This window comes from Streptomyces pseudoechinosporeus (assembly GCF_054783935.1).
Window position 1 is genome coordinate 1 of record NZ_BAAGPS010000039.1, and the last position, 20,786, is coordinate 20,786.

Here is a 20,786-nt window from a genome sequence, read left to right on the forward strand (position 1 = left end):
CGCCGAGGGTAGGGGGCGGATGCGGCCGGGCCGTCGAGGCAGCCCGGTCGGTGTGTCCCCCGACCGGGGCCTCTGCGCCGTGTCCTGCGTCCCTGCGCCGAGATGATGCTGCAGCGGAGCCGGATGTCCAGGGCGCGGTCATGGCGCCCGCCTTCGCCGACGTACCGCGAGGCGCACCGGGCGAGGCGCAACCGGGGCGGCTAAGGGCCGCCTGCGCCGACCTGCTTCAGCCGCACAGGTCGGAGCTGGGGCCATGGGGTAGAGGGAATCGTCGGCGGGACCCCACATGGGCACCTCCACACCAGGGCGCCTGGTGTTCGCGCCGCCCGGCCCTCTCGCACCAGGGCCTGTTGACATCCTCACTCTCGAGGAATAGGACAAAAGGCGTAAAGCGCGCATAGATATGCGCTTCGGGATCCTCGCTGGCTCCCGGGCGTCCGACGCCAGACTCTTTCACTGCGCACCGCGGGAAGGAGGTGAACTCATGAACGACACCGAACAGGCACCCCAGGAACCCGAGGCGACCCCGACCGAAGGCGAACAGCCGGAAGCCGAAGCGGCGGAGGCCACGGAGCCGGAAGCCCCCGCGACCAGCGAGACCACGGAACCCGAGGCCACCCCCACCGAAGGCGAACAACCGGAAGCCGAAGCGGGGACGGAGGAAGCAGAGGCACCGACGGCCGAGGGTGAGGAGTCGTCCCAGGGTGAGTAAGGGCGGCTGAACTCCCGGCAAGTCGATCACTATCACGGACATCGACGGACGATGGCCGGAGGAGAATGCGTGAGTTCCGACATTCTCCTCCGGCCGCGTTTTTCGTTCGCCCGCGCCGCCTGCACGCGGCGGCCGCGTGCGGGAACCGTCAGCACACCGGGTCCACGTCCGCTGCGAGCGAACGTCGGCCACGGGCTTCTTCGGTGCGTTCGGTGGCGAGCCGCCCGTTGCGCTCACCGCTCGCCGGCTTCTGCACGGTGGCCGACCCCCTGTCCGACCCGGGCCGGGGGGCAGGGAGCGCCTGTCAACGGCCGTGTAGTTCAGCTCTTCCAAGATTTTCGTGAAGCCGGGTCATGCCACTGTGCGCCCGTGACGCTCCGTCACGTCAGCGTGTTGGTGCTCTGGGAGGGGCGCGGCGTGGGCCGCGCCCCGTGGTCGAGTCGTACAGGTCAGGTAGCACCAGTCTTCGGGCGGCGCTTGGGTGTGCGTTTACGGGAGCGCTGGTTCGTGGTGGGGCTGTTCTCGGCTGCAGGCTGTTCGTCGGCTTCTCCGCTGGCCTCGTCGGCGGAGCTCGGTTCCGCAGCTGTCTCGGGTTCGGTGTCCGCGTCGGGGCTTGTGGGCGGCACGCTGGTGATGCTCGGCCTTGGTTCTCGTACGGCGGCCTTGCTCTGTTCCGGGGAGATGGCATACGCGTACTTCGGCACCCACGCGCCCAAGGGCCTGATACCGCTGGACAACGGTGGAGAGTTGGCCGCGTTCTACTGCTGGGCGTTCTTGCTGCTCGTCTTCACCGGGCCAGGCGCCCTGTCCCTGGACCGGCTGTTTCTCAGCCGGCGTGCCCGTCAGAATCCGTAAACCGAGGTGCTGGCGCTCCCTTCGGCGTCGACCATCAGACCGCGGGAATCGATCGCCAGGTCGCTCAACCACCGCAGCCCTCGCAAGTTGCGCATCGCTGTCGCGCTGCCCTTCGTCGAGGCGGGCAGTAAACTCGGTGCCCTCGCATACGCTCCTGACCTGCGATGACCCCGGCCGAGCAGACGGCCGAGGACATAGCGGCCACGGGCGCCAGCACCACCACCCACCCCCGTCCGTGACCGCACGGCCGTCACCAGGGGAGTGAACGGGCAGGTTCAGTTCCGCGGACGTCGAAACCAGTCGCCGGACTCCTCATCGGCGAGGCGCCTGATCACCAGACACGCGGTGACCAGCGGAGGGATGACCAAGAACGGAGCGTAGAACCACATGGTGAGGGCGGCGACGATCCCGAGGATGCCCCAGGCGATTCCACCCCCGCGCAGACCGGGACCCCCGGAGACGAATCGGAAGGCCAGAACGATGCCAGCGGCGCTGAAGCCCACCAGGAGAAGGCCGAGCGCGGTGAACGTACCTGTGCTCACCACGAACGACGAGTCGTCAAATATTTCGAACGGCGTGTCCTCAAATGGAGTGGCGTATATGAGGCTGGTGCCGGCCAAACCCTGGTGGAGGAAGGGGCCTCCCCCGTGTCGGATCCACCGACCCACGCGGGAGCGGTCGACCGCGACGCTGCGGTGTCCTTCTTGTTGAGCGCGGGCGTTGATGCGGCGTGCGGTCTCACCGTTGCCCCAGCCGGCCGAGGCGAGGGCGAGGGCGAGCGGGTAGTTCGGTGTGCTCATGGCGCACCCGTGGAGCGCACGAGGCTGGGCTGAGGCGTGGGGTGGTGTTGCGAACGTGTTCGCAACACCCCGGGACCAGGAGGGTGATTCCTGGTTATCCGCACCGTTACTGGGTCGTTGCTGGATTCTCCTGACGGATCGTCAGTGAGAAACCGAAAGTACACGCCCCACCGCCTGCGGCACTTGGACCGCTGCCGGGATGTGATGCAGGCCGCGTTGCTCCCGGGGGTCGTGTAGCCGGGCGGAGCGTGCACAGGGGCGGTTGCCGGCCGGCACCTCGGCCGCCCCTGTCCCGTTACTGAAGCCGGTCTGCTCAGCCTCGACTCGGTCTCGGCGACGGATGGATCGCGGACGCCGAACTGCGGTTTCTCGCACCTCTGTTGCGTAATACGTGGCCTGTATCGTCCTCCCCTGACGGGTGACGGGCGACGGGGAGGGGGCCCGGGTGAGGACCAGGTCGGTGGGGTGGCGGAGGCGGCGGGATGCCGTTCTGCTGCTCGTGGGCGCGGTGTTGGTGGGGCTGGTCGGGCTGCTGGGCGCGGTGCTCGGGGAGCCCGGGGAACGGATCGCCCGGATGTGGGTCGGCGCCGAGATACGCGCCGACGGGACGGCCCGGATCACCGAGGTGATCGACTACGACTTCAACGGTGAGCAGCGGCACGGCATTTACCGTGACGTGCCGCGGACGGAGCCCGGAGACGTCAGCGAGGTATCCGTCACGGCGGACGGCGAGCCGGTGCCGTACAGCGTCGAGGACGGGCTGGACGCACGGATCGTGATCGGTGACCCTGACGCGACGGTGACCGGGACCCACCGGTACCGGATCGAGTACACCCTGCCGCGCCTCGGGGACGAGGAGTGGCTGGCGTGGGATGCCGTCGGCACGAATTGGGACGTGCCCGTCGGGCACGTCGACGTGCACCTGGCCGTCCCGTTCGCCCTGCAGCGGCCGAGTTGCGTGGCGGGATCGTCCGGTTCGCAGGAGGACTGTGCGACGCAGCGGCAGCCCGTACCGGGGCAGTTGGACGTGGCGCAGGACGGGCTGGAGGCGCAAGAGGGTCTGACGCTGTACGCGGAGGTCGCAGATGCCGACGGGGGCGGCGCGTCGCTGCCAACGGCGCCCGGCGGACGGGCGGCTGCCGTCGAGGCCGGGGACGGCGTCGCGGCCGGGTGGCTGTGGGCCACGGGGATCGCCCTCGCCGCGACGGCCTTGGTCGCGGAGCTGGTGCGGCTGGCGGGGCGGGAGCGGGTCCAGGGGGCGGACGGCCGGACCCGGCGGATGGACGTTCGCCGGCTGGGTGCCTCGGTCACACCGAACGGTGAGCCGCCCGCGGGTATCGCTCCCGCGCACGCCGGCATCCTGCTCACCGACCAGGTGCGCCAGGAACACCTGGCGGCGTGGCTGCTGACCGCGGCGGCGGACGGGCATCTGACCATCAGCGGCAACAAGAAGCCCGTGCTGCACCAGGCCGGCGAACGGCCCGAGGGCGGCGCCGCCGACCCGCTGACGGCGGAGGTGCTCCAGGCCGTGTTCGCCCGAAAGCCGCGCGTCCCGCTGGGCCAGTACAACACGGCGTTCGCCATCGCCTGGAACCTGCTGCGGCACCGGCTCAAGGACTGGCGGCGCACGGGTGGCGACGGGCTGTGGGAGCCGTCCGGGGAGCGGCGCCGCCGGATCGCCGTGTGGGGCGGCGCGGTGGCCGCGGCCGTCGGAACGGTCGTCGTGGGGATCACGGCGACGGACGTGGCGGATCCGGTCGCGGACTGGCGGACGCCGCTGGCAGTCGGCGCGGCACTGGCCGGCGCCGGGCTCGCGGCCCTCGTGCGGGCCTGGGAACTGCGGGCACGCACCGTGCGCGGCTCTCACCTGTGGTGTCAGGCGGAGGCCTACCGGCGCCATCTGGCCGAACCCGGGTGGCACGGCTGGGAGAAGCGTGACGAGGGCGAGATCACCGCGTGGGCCGTGGCCCTCGGCGAGGCCGAGGCCTGGACGGCGGCGGCAGCGGCCGACGAGGCGAACGCGCATGCGTCCCGCACGCGGGCACGGACGGCCATACCCGGGGACGACGCGACGCTCCGGCCCCACCTCGCCACATACCTTCCGCTGGCGGCCGTGTCCGCCGCCACCCAGCCGTCGTCCGGCGGCTCGGGTTCCTCGTCGGGTTCCTCGTCGGGCGGTTACAGCGGCGGAGGCGACAGCGGAGGGGTCGGCGGCGGAGACGGTGGCGGGGGCGGCGGCTCATGGTGACTACGACGCACCCGGCCTGACCCCCGCCACCCCGCCTCGTACAGCGTGTGCGCCGCGCGCCGCACCAGGTCGCAGCGGTGCTGGGCGGCCACGGGCTGGAGGCTGACCGGGAGGCCGTCCCCGGCCGCGCCGATGCGGACGTCGCGGCCGGCTGTTGGGTCATATCGAACGGGTAGGTGAAGGGGCCAGCCGGGCCAACGGCGGCGGCCGGCACCCTCCGCGCCCGCCTCGAACGCCGTGGTCGCATGGTCGCCGGATGCCGCCGTCTCCACCCGTAGCACCAGCTACGAACCCGCGACCAGCAAACCTCACCCAACCTCACAGGCGAAACAGGCATCAAGCCTCATAACGACTGGGGCACAGCTCCCGGCAGATCACCTCGGACACGTACACGAGCGTCCTGCCTCAGCTCATGACGGCAGAGGCGGAATCCACGATCGCGGTCGTGCCCCGGTCAGGGAAGAAGACTCCCGGACGGGACAAGCCGACCCAGCCGGAGGACCAGGCTGAGGCCCCGGCGACAGGGCCGGAAGGCGACGACGAGGGCCCAGACGAGGGGCTGTGTCCCGCCGCGTGACCTGCGTCCCGAATTTGTCCTGTCGATCATGAAAACATGATCGCAACGGGTCGCCAAGATCCCTCAAGCCACCCAACCCACCAGCAAAGTGCTGGTCAGAACGCTTCTCTGCGCGTAGCGGAGAGTGGGGCGGGTGGGACTCGAACCCACGGCCGACGGATTATGAGTCCATTCGGGATCTTGGCGGCTCTTGCCGATCAGTGCTCATCCATGACGTTTCAGCAGGTCAGGCGAGGTGAGTGGTGTCGGTGCTCGTCAACACTTGTCGGTCTGTTCCTGTCCTTGTGGCCTCAACCCGGCCTCAATGAGGCCGCAAGGGGCAAGACCGACGGCGTCGAGAGTGATCTCGCCAGCTGGATAGGACCTCTCGAACTCGCCCGCGGCGGATTCCCCTACCGACGGGCGAGGCTCCACCACATGTGCGGGCGTGGAATCTCGTGCCCGTTTCCGCGGTGCCGATGTCTAGGGCCTGTCCGGCGGATCATGCCGGAGACGCGGGGCTTGGCACGCCCGTCTGCGGCGTTGTCGTCACTCGCCGACGCTCCGCGTCGACTCCCTCCTCCGCCTTGCAGCTCGACGCACCAGGCCCCGCTCACCTGCGTAGATTGGGCGCCGCCGATTTCCTGCGACCTGATCCGCCGGACAGGCCCTAGCTTGCCTCGGTATAGAGAGCCCTGGCGCGCCGGTCGTCGGCAGCCTCTCGGCCCGCCCCGGCCACCTCCCCGTCGGATCAGACCGTGAACTCCCGGATCACCACGTTCCGGAACACCGCCTGCCCGTCGATCGTGAACAGCGCCAGTGCGGTGTCGGACGGGTCGGGGAAGGCCTCGGTCGAGTGCACGTACCGGCCGTCGCCGACGAACATCTCGACGGACGTGCGGTCGACGAGGATCCGCAGGCGGACCGTGCCGGCGGACAGGTCGAACGGCGTGCGGCTCTCCTGCCAGCGGCCGGAGGTGTCGGGGCTCACGGTGTAACCGCGGTTGACGAAGGCGTAGTCGCCGTAGACTCCCGCGTCGATGTGCCGCCCACCGTCCGACGACCGCCGCAACTGGAGGCCGGCGCCCAGCAGTTGGTCCCAGGTGATCTCACAGGTCAGCTCGTACGCGGTACCGGTGTAGTCGAGCGGTCGTGTGCCGTCGACCGCGATGTCGCCGAGGTCCACCGTGCGCGACACATGGTCGTCCAGGGCCGCCACCGGCTGGGACGCCAGGTAGTACGTACCCGACGCGTGCTTCAGTCGTACCTCGCGGACGATCGAGTCGGTGCCGTTGAAGCCGTCGCACTCGATGGTGGGCGTGGTGTTCGCGTAGTCCCAGTGGTTCATCCAGCCGATCGCATACCGGGCGTCGGGGTCCAGGACCCCGCTCGCGTCACGTTTGTCGAAGGTGACCGCCGCGTACCAGTCCCAGCCGTGGTCCAGCCACTGGGGATCGGACGCGTCGGCGGTGAAGGTCGTACCGTCGAAGGAACCCGTCCAGTACGCGAACGTGCTCGGCAGCCCGGAGCCCTTGCCGTTGGCGCTGACGCCCAGCACCCACTTCCAGGTCCCGTCGTCCGCCCTGATCCGGAACAGGTCGGGGCACTCCAGGACGCCGATGCCGCCCTTGATGAAGCCGCCGACGTACGTCCACGCCTTGAGGTCGGCGGAGTGGTAGAAGCCGACTTTGTCGTTCTCGGCGAGCAGCATCACCCACCGCCCGCGCTCCTCGTCGCGGATCACCTTGGGATCGCGGAAGTCCCGTACGCCGGGGTTGGGGAGGACCGGGGCGGTGCCGTGGTTCGTGAAGGTGCGGCCGTCGTCCGTCGAGTAGTACAGGTACTGGGCCTGGGTGACGTCGTCGGGCGCCATGGTGGCGAGGACGATCACCGAGCCCGCGCCGAAGCCCGCCGTGTTGCCGGTGTCGACCACCGCCGAGCCGGACCAGACATCGCCGTTGGGCGTCGTGTTCTTCGGCACGGCGATGCCCCGGTCGGTGAAGGAGACGAGGTCGGTGCTGGTGGCCAGGCGCCAGGCGGTGCCGGCCGTCGTGCCGCCCGTCGAGTAGTCGGGGTTGTAGAGGTAGTAGTAGTGGTACTCGCCGTCGATCCAGACCGGGCGCTGCGGGTCATTCATCCACTGGTCGGGGACCGTGAAGTGGTACTCGGCGCGGTAGCTGCCCGTGCACGCGGCCGTCGCCTCGCGGGGCACCGCCACCGCCGGTCTCACGAGGTCCGGCAGCAGAACACCGGCGGCGCCGACGGCCGAGGCCGTCAGCAGCGACCGCCTGGACAGTGTCTCCCCTGTCTCCCCTGTCTCCCCCGGGCCGAGCGAACTCCTCTTCATGCCACGCATCGTGCGGCTCCCTTCCCCGACGTCGTCGTCGGGACACGGCTCATGTTCAACGGAACCGTAGACCTAACTCGTTAAAGGTCAAGCCCTCACGCACCGGCCGTTCGCCACTTCCCATCCGTACTTCCCATCCGCGCACATCCCTTGACAGAGCCGCAGCGGGGTTCTCATCATCATGAAATCAAACTTCGGCTAACACGAGTTAGGCTCGCCGATGACCGACTCGCTCCTCTCCCGACGGGCCCTGATGCGCTACGGCGCATACGGCGCCGGAGCCGCCGCTCTCGCCGGTGTCGCGGCCGGCTGGGACCGCCTCACCGCCGCCGACATCCCCGGCCGCGACGACGGCTCGCTCGTCATCGCCACCCTGGGCTCCGCCTTCAACCCCGAGGCGCAGCGCGCCCTGCGCGACGGATTCCGCGAGGTCCACCCCGACATCAGGATCCGCATCAACCCCGTACAGGCCTACGACTGGTCGGACTTCTTCTCCAAGATCCTCACCCAGATCGCCGCGGGCACGGCACCCGACCTCGTGTACGTCGCCACCGAGGGCGTGCAGCTCTTCGCCCAGCGGCTCGGCGTACCGCTGGACAGGTGGGCGAAGCGGGACGCGGCCGAGCTGCGCACGTACTTCGCCGATGTCCATCCCTCGCTGGTCGAGTCGATGATGTACGAGGGGAGCCTCTACCAGCTGCCGGTCGAGTTCAACGCGGCCGACATGTACCTCAACAGCCGGGTCCTCGAACGCGCGGGTGCCGACCTCCCCGACGACGACTGGACCCACGACGACTTCACCACGCTGCTGCGAGCGATGAAACGCAGCAACGGCGACCGGTTCACCCCGTACTTCTGGACCAACCGGCTGTGGGGCGGAGTGGTCCCCTGGCTCTTCGCCAACGACACCAACCTCCTCACCGAGTCCAAGGCCCCCGGCGGCGACTGGCTCTGGAACTCCTTCTATCCCGAGGCACAGCGGCGCGGCCGGGGCGGCGGCTACCGGTGGACGACACCCCTGGCCGACTCCGACCGCGTCGCGGAGGTCTACGACTACCTCTCCTCCCTCGTCCAGGAGGACCTGTGCACCCGGCCGGAGGGGGGCGACGGCCGCAACCTCGTCGGCGTCTTCTCCACCGGCCGCGTCGGTGTCACGCCCGCGGGCGGCTTCTGGGCGGGCGGCCTGCATCAGGCGGGCATGAAACCGGCCGACTACGACGTGCAGTACTTCCCGCGCTGGCGTACCCGGCGTCACCAGTTCGGCGCCGCCGGGTACGCGATGCTGCGCACGTCGAAGATGCGGGACGAGGCCTGGGAGTTCATCAAGTACACCGCCCGCAAGGACGTGATGACCCAGCTCTTCGCGGCCAACCAGACCACTCCGGCCCGCCGCTCCATGGTCGACGAGGCCCGCTACCGGGAGACAGGACCGGCCCACTGGCAGGTCTTCTACGACACCCTCGACAAGATCCCCACCACCGGCCCGATTCCGGCCCCGCCGCAGGTCAACGAGGTCGAGCAGCTGCTGATCAAGCACACCGGAACCGCCCTTGCGAGCCCCGGCGCGGTGCGTCCCGCGCTGCGCCGGCTGCAGGGGGACCTGGAGAAGGCCATGGAGCGTGAAGTGTGACGAACACCGAGATCAGGCCCGTAGGACCGGAGCCCGCCCGCACCCGCAGGAGCCGCAGGAGCCGCAGGACCGATCAGACCCGTAAGGCATCCGAGTCCACGGCCGCCACCACCATCCGCACCCGGGGCACCCGCCTCCTCGCCGTACTGTTCCTCGCGCCCACCGTCGTCGGCATCGTCGTCTTCACGGTCGTACCGATCGTCGGCTCGGTCGTCCTCAGCCTCTTCCAGTGGGACGTGATCGACGACCCGCGGTGGGCCGGAGCGGCCAACTACCGGGAGATCCTGACCGATTCGACGGTCCTCGTCTCCTTCCGCAACACGCTCGTCTTCATGGTGCTCGCGGTCGCACTCCAGTTGCTGATCGCGCTCGTGCTGGCGATCGCGGTGAACGGCCGGATGCCCAAGTGGCTGCGGTCCGTGTTCCGTTCGGCGTTCTTCTTCCCGCTGGTGCTGTCCGCCGCGTCCATCTCGGTGGTGATGAAGTACCTGTTCAACCAGGACTTCGGCCCCGTGAACTGGCTCCTCGGCACAGTCGGTATCCCCTCGGTCCCCTGGCTGACCTCGGAGAACGGGGCGATGGCGGCCGTGGTCCTGGCGTACGTCTGGCAGCAGTTCGGCTTCTCGTTCCTGCTGTTCGTCGGCGGCCTGAACAACATCCCGAAAGAGGTGCACGAGGCGGCTGCGCTGGACGGCGCGAGCGGGGTGCGCAAACACCTCGCCATCACCCTGCCGCTGCTGTCGCCCACGCTGCTGGTGGCGTCCGTGGTCGGCATCATCAACGCCCTCCAGGTCTTCGAGCAGCCGTACGTCCTCACGGCGGGCGGTCCCGGCGACTCGACGCGCACGGTCGTGATGGTCATCTACGAGACGGCCTTCGAGCAGCTCCGCTTCGGCGAGGCGTCCGCCGTGGGCGTCCTGCTCTTCGCCCTGATCATGGCGGTCACCGCACTCCAGTTCCGGCTCAGCCGGCGTTACGTCCACTACCAGTGAGCCGGGTGAGTCAGATGAGTACGAGTTCCCTCTCGGGTTCGGCATCGGGTTCGGTATCGGGTTCGATGCCGGGTCCTCGCACGAGCCCCACCGCGTCACGCGTACGGCACGGCCTGGCGCCCTGGGGCCGGATCGCAGGCCTGGCGCTGTGCGCCCTGTTGACGCTCGGCCCGGTCATCTGGACGGTGTCGACGTCACTGCGCACGCCTGCGGAGTCCTTCGACCTGCCGCCGAAGATCATCCCCACGGACCCCACCGTCGACGCCTACCGCGGGGTCTTCGACCAGATCGACGTCTGGCTGTACGCACTGAACTCCACCCTGGTGACCGCGCTGATCGCGGCCGGCCAGATGATCACCGCGGGCCTGGCGGGCTATGCCTTCGCCCGCCTCGAATTCCGCTTCAAGAAGCCGCTGTTCGCGCTGGTCCTGGCCACGATGATGGTGCCGTTGCAGGTCACGATGGTCCCGGTCTTCCTGGAACTGAAGACGATGGGTCTGACCGACACCCTGCTCGGCCTCATCGTCCCGGCCTTCCCGACAGCCTTCGGCACCTTCCTGATGCGCCAGTACTTCCTGGGCATGCCGAAGGACCTGGGCGAGGCGGCGATGATCGACGGCGCGGGTCCGTGGCGCGTCTTCCGGTCGGTGTACGCCCCCTTGGCGGCCCCCGGTCTCGCCATCGTCGGCGTACTGGCCTTCAACTACCACTGGAACGAGTTCTTCCGGCCGCTGATCCTCGAAACCTCCACCGAGAACCTCACGCTGCCCCTGGGCCTGGTCTCCCTCCAGGGCAACCTCGGCACCGGCTCGATCTCCGTCGTCCTCGCCGGAGTCGTCCTCTCCATGATCCCCGCCGTCGCCGTGTTCGTCGTCGGCCAGCGCCCTCTGCGCGAGGGCATCACATCAGCAGGAGTCAATCGTTGAGTTCCGTGAGCCGGTCGACCGACGCCAACAGCCCGCGTTTCAGGGTCCGCCCGCCGGCCAACTGGATGAACGACCCGAACGGCCCGTTCCGCTGGGGCGATCGATACCACCTCTTCTACCAGCACAACCCCGACGCCCCCGTGCACACGAACGTCCACTGGGGCCACGCCTCCAGCCCCGACCTCGCCCACTGGGACGACCACGGGATCGCCCTGCGCCCCACGCCCGACGGCCCGGACGAGGCGGGCTGCTGGTCCGGCTGCGTGGTGGACGACGGTGGTGTACCGACAGCGGTGTACTCCGGGATCGACCACGACCACCAGGGTCTGAGCGCGATCTGTCTCGCCGTGGCCGAGGACGACGGCCTCCAGAAGTGGAAGCAACTGCCGGTGCCGGTGGTCGCCGGCCCACCACCCGGCCTGGACGTGACGATGTTCCGGGACCCTTTCGTCTTCCGCTTCGCCGGCCGCCGCTGGGCGCTGATGGGCGCCGGCCACGCCGACGGCACCCCGTCCGTCCTGGTGTACGACTGTGAGGACCTGCACGACTGGCGGTTCGCCGGGGTCCTGCTGGACGGCCGGGACCCGGCGGCGGTCCGCGCCTTCGGCAAGCGGGCGATCGGCTGGGAGTGCCCGCAGTTGTGGGCGACCCCCGGGGGCGACTGGGTGCTGGCGGTGGCCCTGTGGGACGGCGACCCGCTGAGCACCGCGTACGTCACGGGCCGTCTGGTGGAGCAGGCGGACGGTGGACCGAGGTTCGCGGCCGGTACGGGCGGCGGCCCGCTGGACCTCGGCCGTGACTTCTACGCCCCCTCCGTCCTCCAGGACACGGAGTCCGGCCGCGCCCTGCTCTGGGGCTGGTCCTGGGAGTCACGCCCGCCCGAGGAGGTGGACCGCGCGGGCTGGTCCGGCGTCCTCACGGCACCCCGGGTGATGGACACCCACGAGGACGGCACGTTACGGGTCGTACCGGCTCCGGAGCTCGAACTACTGCGAGCGGCCGTCCCGTTCACGGCCGCGCCAGGACCGCGCCGGCCACTCCCCCTCGCGTACGACCTGCTGGTGACCGCCCGTTCGGCGGCGACCGTGAGTCTGCTGCGGGCCGCGTCCGGGGCCGAACTGACCGTGCGACTCGATCCGGCGTCCGGCACGGTGACCCTGGACCGCACGGCCTGGCCACGCTCCCGCCCGGACGGCACGGTCCCCCTGGTCCTGCCGACCCCGCCGGGCGAGACCCTCACCGTACGAATCCTCGTGGACGGCTCCCTGCTGGAACTGTTCGCGGGTGACCGGGCGACGGCCACGGAACGGGTGTACCGACGGGACGACGACATCGCGGAGCTGATCGTTTCGGGGACGGACGTCGAGGTCACGGGCTGGGAGCTGGTCCCACCGAACCCCGTGTGACGACGGGGCACTCCAGCCGCCGGGTGGTGACCGGCGGCGCGGTCCCGCTGTCGATGGCGTCCAGGAGCAGGCGGACGGCCGTCTCTCCCATCGCGCGATGGGGCAGAGCGACCGTGGTGAGGGGCGGGCTGAGGAAAGCCGCCATGTGTTCCTGGTCGTCATAGCCGACGACGGACAGCTCGGCGGGCACGTCGAGGCCCAGGCGCGCGGCGGCGTGGAGGACGCCCGCGGCGACCCGGTCGTTGTAACAGACGATCCCCGTGGGCCGTCGGTGGGCGGGAACACCGTCCAGCAGCCGCAGCGCGCCCTGGTACCCGGCGGCGATCTCCCCTCCCGTGCGCACGACCCAGTCCTTCCCAGCCGTCAACCCCACCGTCCGCAGCGCGTCACGGAAGCCGCGCAGCCGTTCCGCGGTCGCGATGTCGTCCAGACCGCCCACCAGGGCGACACGGCGGTGGCCCGCGTCGAGAAGGACGCGCGCGGCGCTGCGGCCACCGGCCCGCTCGGCGGGGATGACGGCCGGGAGGGAGCCGTCCTCGGGGAGACAGTTGGCGAACACGGCGAACGTGCGGTGCAGTCCTTCCGGGACTCGGGCGCGGCGCAACGACAGCGCGGCGTAGATGATCCCGTCGACCCTCCGGTCGAGCAGTTCGGCGACAGCCGCGTCCTCGGCGACCGGGTCCTGCCCGGAGTCGACGGTGAGCACCAGGTGCTCACTGCTCCACGCCATGTCCATGGCCCCGCGCAGCAGCCGCCCGGCGAACGGCGAGGTGGCGATCTCGTCCGTGACCAGACCGATCACGGCGGTACGACTCCGGCGCAGGCCACGGGCGACCGCGTTCGGCCGGTAGCCGAGCTGTTCGGCCGCCTTGCGGATCTTCTCCTGCGTCTCGGCGGAGAGGTTGCCCTGGGCGCGCCCGTTGAAGACGAAGGACACGGCCGTGTGTGACACCCCGGCGAGCCGGGCGACATCCCGCGAGGTCGCCCGCTCGGCCCCGCCACCCCGCGTCTTCTCGACCCCGCCCATGCCTCGTCCCCGCCGACTTCCCCTGATCAGGCAGAGCCTACCCGCGGGAGATGTCGCGGAGCCCGCCGCCGCAGACCGAATGGAACACCGGGGTGGAACAGCCGCTGACCTCGGCACGGCGGCGTGCAGGTCGCCGTGCGACCGTGGACGTCCGGCCGCCGTCCCTCGCGGCTGTCAGCACGCCTCAACGAGACTCGGCCTCGACCGCCCCCGACAACCGTCGAGGGCTCCCTGCGAGGCCGCTTTCTCTCGGGGTCGTTTCCTCACCACTTACCGGCCATGGCCAAGACACATCCCGAGCAGTCCACAACCCAGAGGACCCCCATCGAACTCTTCGACCGCATGCTGACGCCGGACCGGCGGGCGCTCGACGTGCTGAGGGTTGAAGTGCGCACCGGAGACGGGACCGAGAAGGCACGCCCGCGCCGTCGGGGTCTACCGCCTGTGGCGCGACGACGGCTTCGCCGTCGCGCCCTCCTCGCCGGCTTCCTCGCCGACACCTACGGCATCACCACCGCGATCTGGACCGTCGCCGCCCTCACCGCCGTCTCCGGCCTGATCATCGCCGTCCGCATGTACGAGACACACCCTCCAAAGCCCTGAGCCATACCCAGACGACTCGTCGGAGCCCAGTCTCCCGGCTACTTCCCCATACCTTCGGCCTCAGAATGGCCTCAACGCCGCAGCAGAGCCGACCAGAACACGCCTCACCAGCTACGTTTCCGGGCGCATACGTGCAGGTCAGAGCAACATCAGCCGACACAGACCAACCTGGCGTCAAACTCGCGAGCAGCGGATTCAGTCCGTTGAGCGGGAGTTGACGGTCCAACACCTCACGAGGAACGTTTCCGCAGGTCATCAACCTGCACAAGTGGGGCGGGTGGGACTCGAACCCACGGCCGACGGATTATGAGTCCTTTGAGGATCTTGGCGGGCCTTGCCGATCAGTGCCGATTCACGCCGTTCTTGCAGGTCAGGCGTGTGCACTTGTGTCGGCCTTGCGCGGTCCTTGTCGGTTGGCTCCTGTCCTTGCGGTCCCTCTATGGTCCCTACCCCTCCGCGGGAGACCTGCCAAATACGGGATCCTGGATGCCCCTCCAGCTCAACTGACGCGATAGAACCTTCGCGCAGCGGATTTCCCTTCCAACGCGCAGAGGCTCTGCCCCGCAATCGGATTCCGTTGGCGAATCCTCTCCACCACCAAGTGGCCCGGGAGTCGGGGCGGAGCCTCTATGGCCATCGCTGTTCGCCAGGGGCGGCCCGCCCCGGCACGCGGGTGCGTGCGAGAGCGGGCCACTGCGACCGCGGGGGCGTGCTACTTGATGCCGATCTCGGCCAGTTGCAGGCGGAACTTGGTCCTCTCGTCGGAGGCCGGGGTGCCGAGTTTGGTTGCCGTCGGCTACAGCAGCAGGCTCCCGGTGAACCCGCCGGCCGCCGTGGGGACTCACTGCCGAGGTTTCTCGCCCCGCAGACGCCCGGGGAGTGGGCCTAGGCTGTTGTCAGGGCCCGAGAAACAGGGGAAACGGGGAAACAAGGGATCATGGCGATTGGGGACAAGCCCATGTCCAGACGGCCCCGGCCGTCGATGGCGGATGTCGCCCGTCACGCCGGTGTCGCGCCGCAGACAGTTTCGCGCGTGTCCAACGGCCACACCAACGTCGACCCGGCGACCAGGCAGCGGGTTGTCGAGTCGATGCAGGCGCTGGGCTACCGGCCGAACGGAGCCGCACGCGCGCTCAAGAGCGGGCGGTTCAACACGATCGGTGTCATCACCTTCACGCTCAAGACGTTCGGAAACACGCGCACCCTCGACGCCATAGCCAAGGAAGCCGCACGCGCCAAGTACGCCGTCACCCTCATCCCCGTGTCGGACCCGACCATGGGCAGGGTTTCCGGTGCCTACGACCGACTCAGCGAGGCAGCCGTCGACGGAGTGATCCTCGTCTTCGAGGCGCGTCTCCTGGACGATGCGGAGTTCAGCCTCCCACCAGGGGTTCCGATGGTGGTTGTCGACTCCGATACCGGCCCCGGTTACACCGTGGTGGACACCGATCAGGCACAGGGCGCTCGTCAGGCAACGGAACACCTGCTGGAACTCGGCCACCAGCAGGTATGGCACATCGCCGGACCCCCGACCTCGTTCTCCGCGGCCCATCGGGTCGAGTCCTGGCGGCGCACCCTGCAGCATGCCGGCATCGTCCCGCCCCCGGTGCTGTACGGCGACTGGACCACCCGATCCGGATATCAGCACGGGTTGACTCTGGGGCGAAGGCCGGAGGTCACAGCGATCTTCGCCGCGAACGACCATATGGCGCTCGGTGTCATGCGTGCCCTGCACGAGCTCGGCCGCCGGATTCCCGAGGACGTCAGCGTGGTGGGGTTCGACGACATGGAGGAGACCCATGCCTTCTGGCCACCGCTGACCACCGTGCGGCAGGACTTCGCCGCGGTCGGCCGGCTCAGTCTTCAGAAGCTGTTGAGCAAGATCGGCCGCACCGGGCCTGACCGGATCGACAAGACCTTGGTCCCGACCCGGCTGGTGGTCCGCGCGAGCACCGGTGCGCCGCCGCCCTCACCGGAAGGTGAAGAGCGGCGGCGCTGACCCGCACGGGCCCGGCGAGGGGACTCGAAGGGCCCGTGCGGTTCGGATCAGTGGTCGAGGGCAACAGGTGCCGGCATCAGCTTCTGGCCCACTGCTGGTTGCTGCTTCCGTTGCAGTTCCAGACATCGACCGCCGTGCCATTGCCGGTGCCTCCTCCGGCTGCGTCCAGGCAGAGCGCCGGGTTCGCGACGCTGGTCACCGTGAGGTCCGCGTTCACGTTCCACTGTTGTGCCGCCGCGCCGGTGCAGTCGGAGATGACCACGGGGTCTCCCGCCGTGGCTCCGGTGCCTCCCACCGTCATGCACTTGTTGCCGTAGACGGTGAGTTGTTTGTCCGCGTTCCAGTCCCAGATCTGGTTGCCGCCGTCGTTGCAGTCCCAGAGGTCGAGCTGGGTGCCGTTGGTCGTGCTGAAGCCGGGCACGTCGACGCAGCGGTTGGAGGCCACTCCGCGCAGGACCTCACCGGGAGGCGCGGGCGGCAGGTCGTTGACCGGCGGGGTCTTGCCGAAGCCGTAGCCCCAGCGCAGCTGCGCGACTCCGGTGGTGCTGTTGTCCACCAGGTTGCCCTCGGAGTCCAGCGACTCGATCGAGTAGGCGTCGCCGAACCTCAGCCCCGGCCAGTACACCAGTCCCATCCCCTTGCTACGGGCGGTGTTGGTGACGGCCGCGAGATACGAGGTGTAGATGTTGCCGTTCCATGCGCCGTAGTTCAGACCGGTGGTCATCGGGGCACCGGCCTCGTCGATGATGGTCCGGCCGGCGTACTTGCCGATCCGGGCTTCGAGGTCGGCGACCCAGTCCGCCTGCTGGGTGTGGCTGGCCCAGAAGCCGTAGAAGTGCAGCGACAGCAGCGTCCCCCGCAGTGCGCGTGCCGCGCCGACTCCGGTGACGTTGTCGTTGTAGCCGGTACCGCTGATCACGACACGGCCGCGTGGGACATCCTTGTGCTGGGCCAGCCAACCACTGGTGACGGATACCCACTCGTCCAGGGTGTAGCCGTGCGGCTCGTTCATGGGCTCGAAGTAGACCCGCGGGTTGTGCTTGTACTCCCGCACCACGGTGTTCCACATCTTTTTCCAGGCGGCCGTGTCGTCGACCAGGCCGTCCTTGCTGGTGTCGGCCTCCCAGTAGCTGACGATGACCTTGTCACCGTAGGCCGTGGCCGCGTCGATCGTCGCCCGGTACGACTTCCACCAGGTGGTGCCCACGCTTGCCGGGTTGATCGGCAGTCGCAGCGTGTTGGCGCCCAGGTTCTTCTTGAAGCCGCGCACCATGTGACCCGTGGTGCGGTACACGGTGCGGTAGTCGTCGGTCACCGACAGCCCGCTGGGCACCACGGCGTCACTGGCGTAATTGTCCCGCGGGTCTGCCCAGTTCACCCCGCGGAAGTCACTGGTACCGCCCTTCGACGCAGGCTTCACCGGCGCGTGCGAGGCGGCTGACGTCTCGGCGGCTGACTGGGCGAGGGCGGGGGCGGGGGCGGTCAGGAACATGAGTGTCGCGCCGAAGCCGGCCATGAGCACACTGGCCAGTCTTCTCGACCTCGTCGGGGTCTTGGTCATGTCGTCTCCAGTGACGGGAATCGCGGAGGGCGGAGTGCGGGTTCGTCACCTGAACCGAGGCAGTGATGAACCAGGTCCGGATACAGACACTCGGACCCGCGTAAACCGGCCATGGTTACGTAACCATGGCCGGACACTGGCACGACGCCCGCACTGATGACAAGACCCGTGACAGTTCCGAAATACGACAGACCCTTTCACTGGACCCGGAGCGGTCAATTGCCCGGCGATGTCGAGGACGGCCGTTCGGCAGACCGTCGGCGGGCAGGGCGGTGACATGCTTCGGGCTGCCGCCACCGGTCGGCAGCTTCCCCACACCGGAGCTCGTGGCGCCGGACCCTCGATCAGGCGCAGCCCACCCGCTTTCTCCCCCGGAAGCGTGGACGGCAGGGGGTGGACGGCGGTGAAGCGGCCGGTGCCGCTGTCGTGGTCGCGGGTACGTAGGTCGTACAGACCGGTGACGGTGTCGAGGTACTGGCCCTGGAAGTGCAGCGGGTTGCCGGTCGCGTAGCTGCCACTGGTGCTGCCCTGCTCGCCGAAGGCGTCGAAGGTCGCGGTGCCGGTGACCGCCGAGGAGGTGGCGGTGTCCTCGACAGTGCCGTTCGGGTCGTCCAGCAGCCAGGTGAAGGTGCCGACGGTGTCGGCGACCGCGGTGCCCAGCGAGTCGGTCGGGGCGGACCACCACTGGTCTCGGTGCTTCCGCCGCTGTCGTTCTCGGCGACGCGGGTGGACGGTTGGTCCCGTGATGTCCCAGGTCCAGGTCGCGTCGACAGCTCGCTGATGAGTTCGCGCAGGGCCCGGTCCCGACCGCCGCGTACTCTGCCGCGCTCGGGCCGCTTCGGCCACGCGGGACCGGACACGACCCGGGCGGATCGCCACCGCCCCTGGGGAGTTTCTGTTGGCCGCTGTCACCAACCGCAGGGCTCCGCGCAAGACGGTCGAGCAACCCATCGGGGCCGTTTCCTCTTCGGGCCGTTCCCTAGATCTATCGGCGATCGCCAGGACGCTCTCTCAGCAGCCACCTGACGCCTCGGAACACAATCGGAACACAAGGTGCGCCATCGGCACGCAGGCTGCCGACACCCCTGGACGACATCACGGATCGAGCGACACAAAGGCGACAGTGACTCCACAGCACGATGAACACCCGACGACGCCCTACCCGCGCCCACGCACCCGCCGTGCCGGTATCTGCACTGCCTCCGCTGCCGGCCCGGTACTCGACCGCCGCGCTGGGGACAGCAGCCCGTGCCGCGCAACCCGCAAATGGGACAACGAATCGCCCCGGAGACACCGTCGGCCTGGACACGCCTGCGCCGTCCCGGTCCCTGTTCCGGTCCCTGGATCATGGCGTCGAGCCTCAGGGCAGTCGCCCGGACGGCGAGCGACGACCTCGATCACCTACTTCGCCGCAGGTCAGAGGGTTGGAGCTTCCCCGAGCGCCGCCGGACTCCAAACTCGCGAGCAGCGGATTCAGTCCGTTCAGGCAAAGTTGACGCTCCGACACCCAAAAAAGAACGTTTCCGCAGGTCAGAGGCCTGCGCAGGTGGGGCGGGTGGGACTCGAACCCACGGCCGACGGATTATGAGTCTATTGGGGATCTTGGCGGCCTTTGCGTTTCTACGCTGATCCGTGGCGATTTTGCAGGTCAGATGGGGTGGGCTGTGTCGGCGATCCCCCGCCTTTGCTCGTCTGTTCCTATCCTTGTGTCCCCAATGCGTCCCCAACTCCGTCGCACAGCAAAAACGGTCCGGGGCTGCGCGGCGATCGCGCCAGCTCAGAGGGGGATCTCGAACCTGCCCGCAGCGGATTTCCCTTCCAACGCATAGAGGCTCCGCCCCTGGTGTCGGGGCAGAGCCTCTGCGGCTGTTGTTGCAGGCCAGACGTTGTTCCGTCAGCTTATCCGCTGCGTCTCCGCCGCCGGGGGCGGCTCCAGGCTCGTGCCGGTCGAAGGGCGGTTTCGCGTACAGCCGGAGAGGTCCGCCGGCGTCGAACCATCCCCTCGGCCTACGTCGACTTCACGCGGAGCCACCAGGTTCCGAGGTGGAGGGAGCGATCTTGCAGTCGTGCATGGTCAGCACGCGGCAGATCGGCTCGGCACCGCCGAAGCGGTGCCGGTGCTCGTCGATGAACGATACGAGCGCAGGTATGGCCGGTCGAGCTCGGCCGCGAAGAAACTCGCCGCGGCCTTCGAAATCTCGTTGGCCCGCTTGAGTTCGGCGGTCTCCTTCTTCATCGCCTTGCGGCGGACTCGGTCGGGTAGTCACCGCGGACTTCGGCAACCATGCACAACGCGCGCTTTTGCAGCTCAGGCGGGTAGGAGGAGGGACCTGCCATGACTCTGATCTTCACACGGAATCCGGTACAGGCCGGAGTCTCTATCCGAACCGGGGCGGTTCACTATTCAGTGACCGGAATGCACAGGTCAAGGCTGTACTCGGCCGTACATTTCGTCACGCTGGGCACGCCTCCGATTCCTCGCACGAGCTGGAAAAGGCTCACCAGCGCGAGCAGAGCCAGCAGCAGCGCCGTGTTCTTGTTCAGCGAGGAACTGAATCGCACCGTGCTGTACATCCTGATAAGGCACGCGATTCCGACGAGCCCCGCGAGGAGAGCCGACACGCTGAAGTAGGTGTAGGACGTTATCTCCCCGTTCACCGAAGTCACCGATTTGGAGTCGAATCTGACGACCAGTGGAATGATGGCGACGCCCAGCGTCGTGTAGATCATCTTCTTCGCGTTGGTCATTGCTCCCTCTCCCATTCAAGCCCCCGTCAATGACCACACATACGCAGGTCTGGGCACTACATCGTTCCGTGGCGAACATCGTGGGCATCGGCTCTTGGATCGGACTGGACGCGGGTTCCCAGCCGTCTCCCAGACGGCTCCGAGCCGTCTCGAGCATCGTGCGGCCAACTCCCGGCCCGGGCTCCTGGGTTGTGGTCTGAGCCAACAGCGCTCAGAGATGAGGGAGGCGGCCGGGTTCCGGATCCGTGGGACGGAGGTCCCGGGCTTGCACAACGGGCGCCATCGGCGATGACGTGTCGTTTGCGTGGGAGCCGTTCCGGTCTGGCGTCAACGAATCCGCGGTTCCGGCATGCGAGCCAGGTCTGTGAGACCCCGG

Annotated in this window: 15 protein-coding genes and 2 pseudogenes; 9 read left to right on the plus strand and 8 right to left on the minus strand. The window is 68.8% G+C overall.

Annotated features, from left to right (window positions below):
- Window positions 1-484 precede the first annotated feature (484 nt).
- Window positions 485-712 (plus strand): hypothetical protein, encoded by a 228-nt coding sequence (locus ACYVO6_RS32500; protein WP_461067476.1) that lies wholly within the window; start codon window positions 485-487, stop codon window positions 710-712.
- Between the two features lie 369 nt (window positions 713-1,081).
- Window positions 1,082-1,567, plus strand: a complete 486-nt coding sequence (locus tag ACYVO6_RS32505; RefSeq protein ID WP_461067478.1) for a DoxX family protein — start codon at window positions 1,082-1,084, stop codon at window positions 1,565-1,567.
- A gap of 275 nt (window positions 1,568-1,842) precedes the next feature.
- Here the strand turns inward: ACYVO6_RS32505 and ACYVO6_RS32510 are convergent, their stop codons facing one another.
- On the minus strand, window positions 1,843-2,367 hold the full coding sequence (locus tag ACYVO6_RS32510; protein ID WP_461067480.1) for a hypothetical protein: 525 nt from the start codon (window positions 2,365-2,367) through the stop codon (window positions 1,843-1,845).
- A gap of 460 nt (window positions 2,368-2,827) precedes the next feature.
- On the opposite strand from ACYVO6_RS32510, the gene ACYVO6_RS32515 reads away from it, so the two are divergent.
- Complete coding sequence (locus tag ACYVO6_RS32515) at window positions 2,828-4,615, plus strand: DUF2207 domain-containing protein (RefSeq protein WP_461067482.1); 1,788 nt, start codon at window positions 2,828-2,830, stop codon at window positions 4,613-4,615.
- Here the strand turns inward: ACYVO6_RS32515 and ACYVO6_RS32520 are convergent.
- A pseudogene (locus tag ACYVO6_RS32520) lies at window positions 4,546-4,854 on the minus strand (hypothetical protein); the annotation flags it as partial. The gene ACYVO6_RS32515 and the pseudogene ACYVO6_RS32520 sit on opposite strands and share 70 nt — an antisense overlap.
- 1,068 nt (window positions 4,855-5,922) lie before the next feature.
- Window positions 5,923-7,518 carry a glycoside hydrolase family 32 protein gene (locus ACYVO6_RS32525; RefSeq protein ID WP_461067484.1) on the minus strand — a complete coding sequence of 532 codons (1,596 nt, stop codon included), beginning with the start codon at window positions 7,516-7,518 and terminating at the stop codon, window positions 5,923-5,925.
- A 220-nt stretch (window positions 7,519-7,738) separates the two neighbouring features.
- Here ACYVO6_RS32525 and ACYVO6_RS32530 point away from each other — a divergent pair, with 220 nt between their 5' ends.
- From ACYVO6_RS32530 to ACYVO6_RS32545, 4 genes are all read left to right on the plus strand, one after another.
- On the plus strand, window positions 7,739-9,148 hold the full coding sequence (locus tag ACYVO6_RS32530; RefSeq protein WP_352376879.1) for an extracellular solute-binding protein: 1,410 nt from the start codon (window positions 7,739-7,741) through the stop codon (window positions 9,146-9,148).
- Window positions 9,145-10,140, plus strand: a complete 996-nt coding sequence (locus tag ACYVO6_RS32535; protein WP_461067487.1) for a carbohydrate ABC transporter permease — start codon at window positions 9,145-9,147, stop codon at window positions 10,138-10,140. Before ACYVO6_RS32530 ends, ACYVO6_RS32535 begins: the two co-directional genes overlap by 4 nt.
- A 65-nt stretch (window positions 10,141-10,205) precedes the next feature.
- Entirely contained in the window at window positions 10,206-11,066 is an 861-nt protein-coding gene (locus ACYVO6_RS32540) for a carbohydrate ABC transporter permease (protein WP_405561651.1), read from the plus strand.
- 5 nt (window positions 11,067-11,071) lie between these two features.
- Complete coding sequence (locus ACYVO6_RS32545) at window positions 11,072-12,472, plus strand: glycoside hydrolase family 32 protein (RefSeq protein ID WP_461067533.1); 1,401 nt, start codon at window positions 11,072-11,074, stop codon at window positions 12,470-12,472.
- On the opposite strand, the gene ACYVO6_RS32550 is transcribed toward ACYVO6_RS32545, so the two are convergent.
- Window positions 12,435-13,499 carry a LacI family DNA-binding transcriptional regulator gene (locus ACYVO6_RS32550; protein WP_461067490.1) on the minus strand — a complete coding sequence of 355 codons (1,065 nt, stop codon included), beginning with the start codon at window positions 13,497-13,499 and terminating at the stop codon, window positions 12,435-12,437. The two genes, ACYVO6_RS32545 and ACYVO6_RS32550, sit on opposite strands and share 38 nt — an antisense overlap.
- 279 nt (window positions 13,500-13,778) lie before the next feature.
- On the opposite strand from ACYVO6_RS32550, the gene ACYVO6_RS32555 reads away from it, so the two are divergent.
- Window positions 13,779-14,102, plus strand: a complete 324-nt coding sequence (locus ACYVO6_RS32555; RefSeq protein ID WP_461067492.1) for a hypothetical protein — start codon at window positions 13,779-13,781, stop codon at window positions 14,100-14,102.
- Between the two features lie 958 nt (window positions 14,103-15,060).
- On the plus strand, window positions 15,061-16,101 hold the full coding sequence (locus ACYVO6_RS32560) for a LacI family DNA-binding transcriptional regulator (protein WP_461067494.1): 1,041 nt from the start codon (window positions 15,061-15,063) through the stop codon (window positions 16,099-16,101).
- Between the two features lie 76 nt (window positions 16,102-16,177).
- Here the strand turns inward: ACYVO6_RS32560 and ACYVO6_RS32565 are convergent, their stop codons facing one another.
- The 4 genes and pseudogenes from ACYVO6_RS32565 to ACYVO6_RS32580 all read right to left on the minus strand — a co-directional run bounded on the left by ACYVO6_RS32565 (window position 16,178) and on the right by ACYVO6_RS32580 (window position 20,410).
- On the minus strand, window positions 16,178-17,662 hold the full coding sequence (locus ACYVO6_RS32565) for a ricin-type beta-trefoil lectin domain protein (protein WP_461067496.1): 1,485 nt from the start codon (window positions 17,660-17,662) through the stop codon (window positions 16,178-16,180).
- 1,397 nt (window positions 17,663-19,059) lie between these two features.
- A pseudogene (locus tag ACYVO6_RS32570) lies at window positions 19,060-19,659 on the minus strand (hypothetical protein); the annotation flags it as partial.
- Window positions 19,660-19,736: 77 nt separating this feature from the next.
- The gene (locus tag ACYVO6_RS32575) at window positions 19,737-19,898 is read right to left on the minus strand and encodes a hypothetical protein (protein WP_461067498.1); all 162 of its coding nucleotides are present in this window, start codon (window positions 19,896-19,898) and stop codon (window positions 19,737-19,739) included.
- Window positions 19,899-20,062: 164 nt separating this feature from the next.
- A complete protein-coding gene (locus ACYVO6_RS32580; RefSeq protein ID WP_461067500.1) occupies window positions 20,063-20,410 on the minus strand; it encodes a hypothetical protein in 348 nt (115 codons plus the stop codon).
- Between the last annotated feature and the right edge of the window lie 376 nt (window positions 20,411-20,786).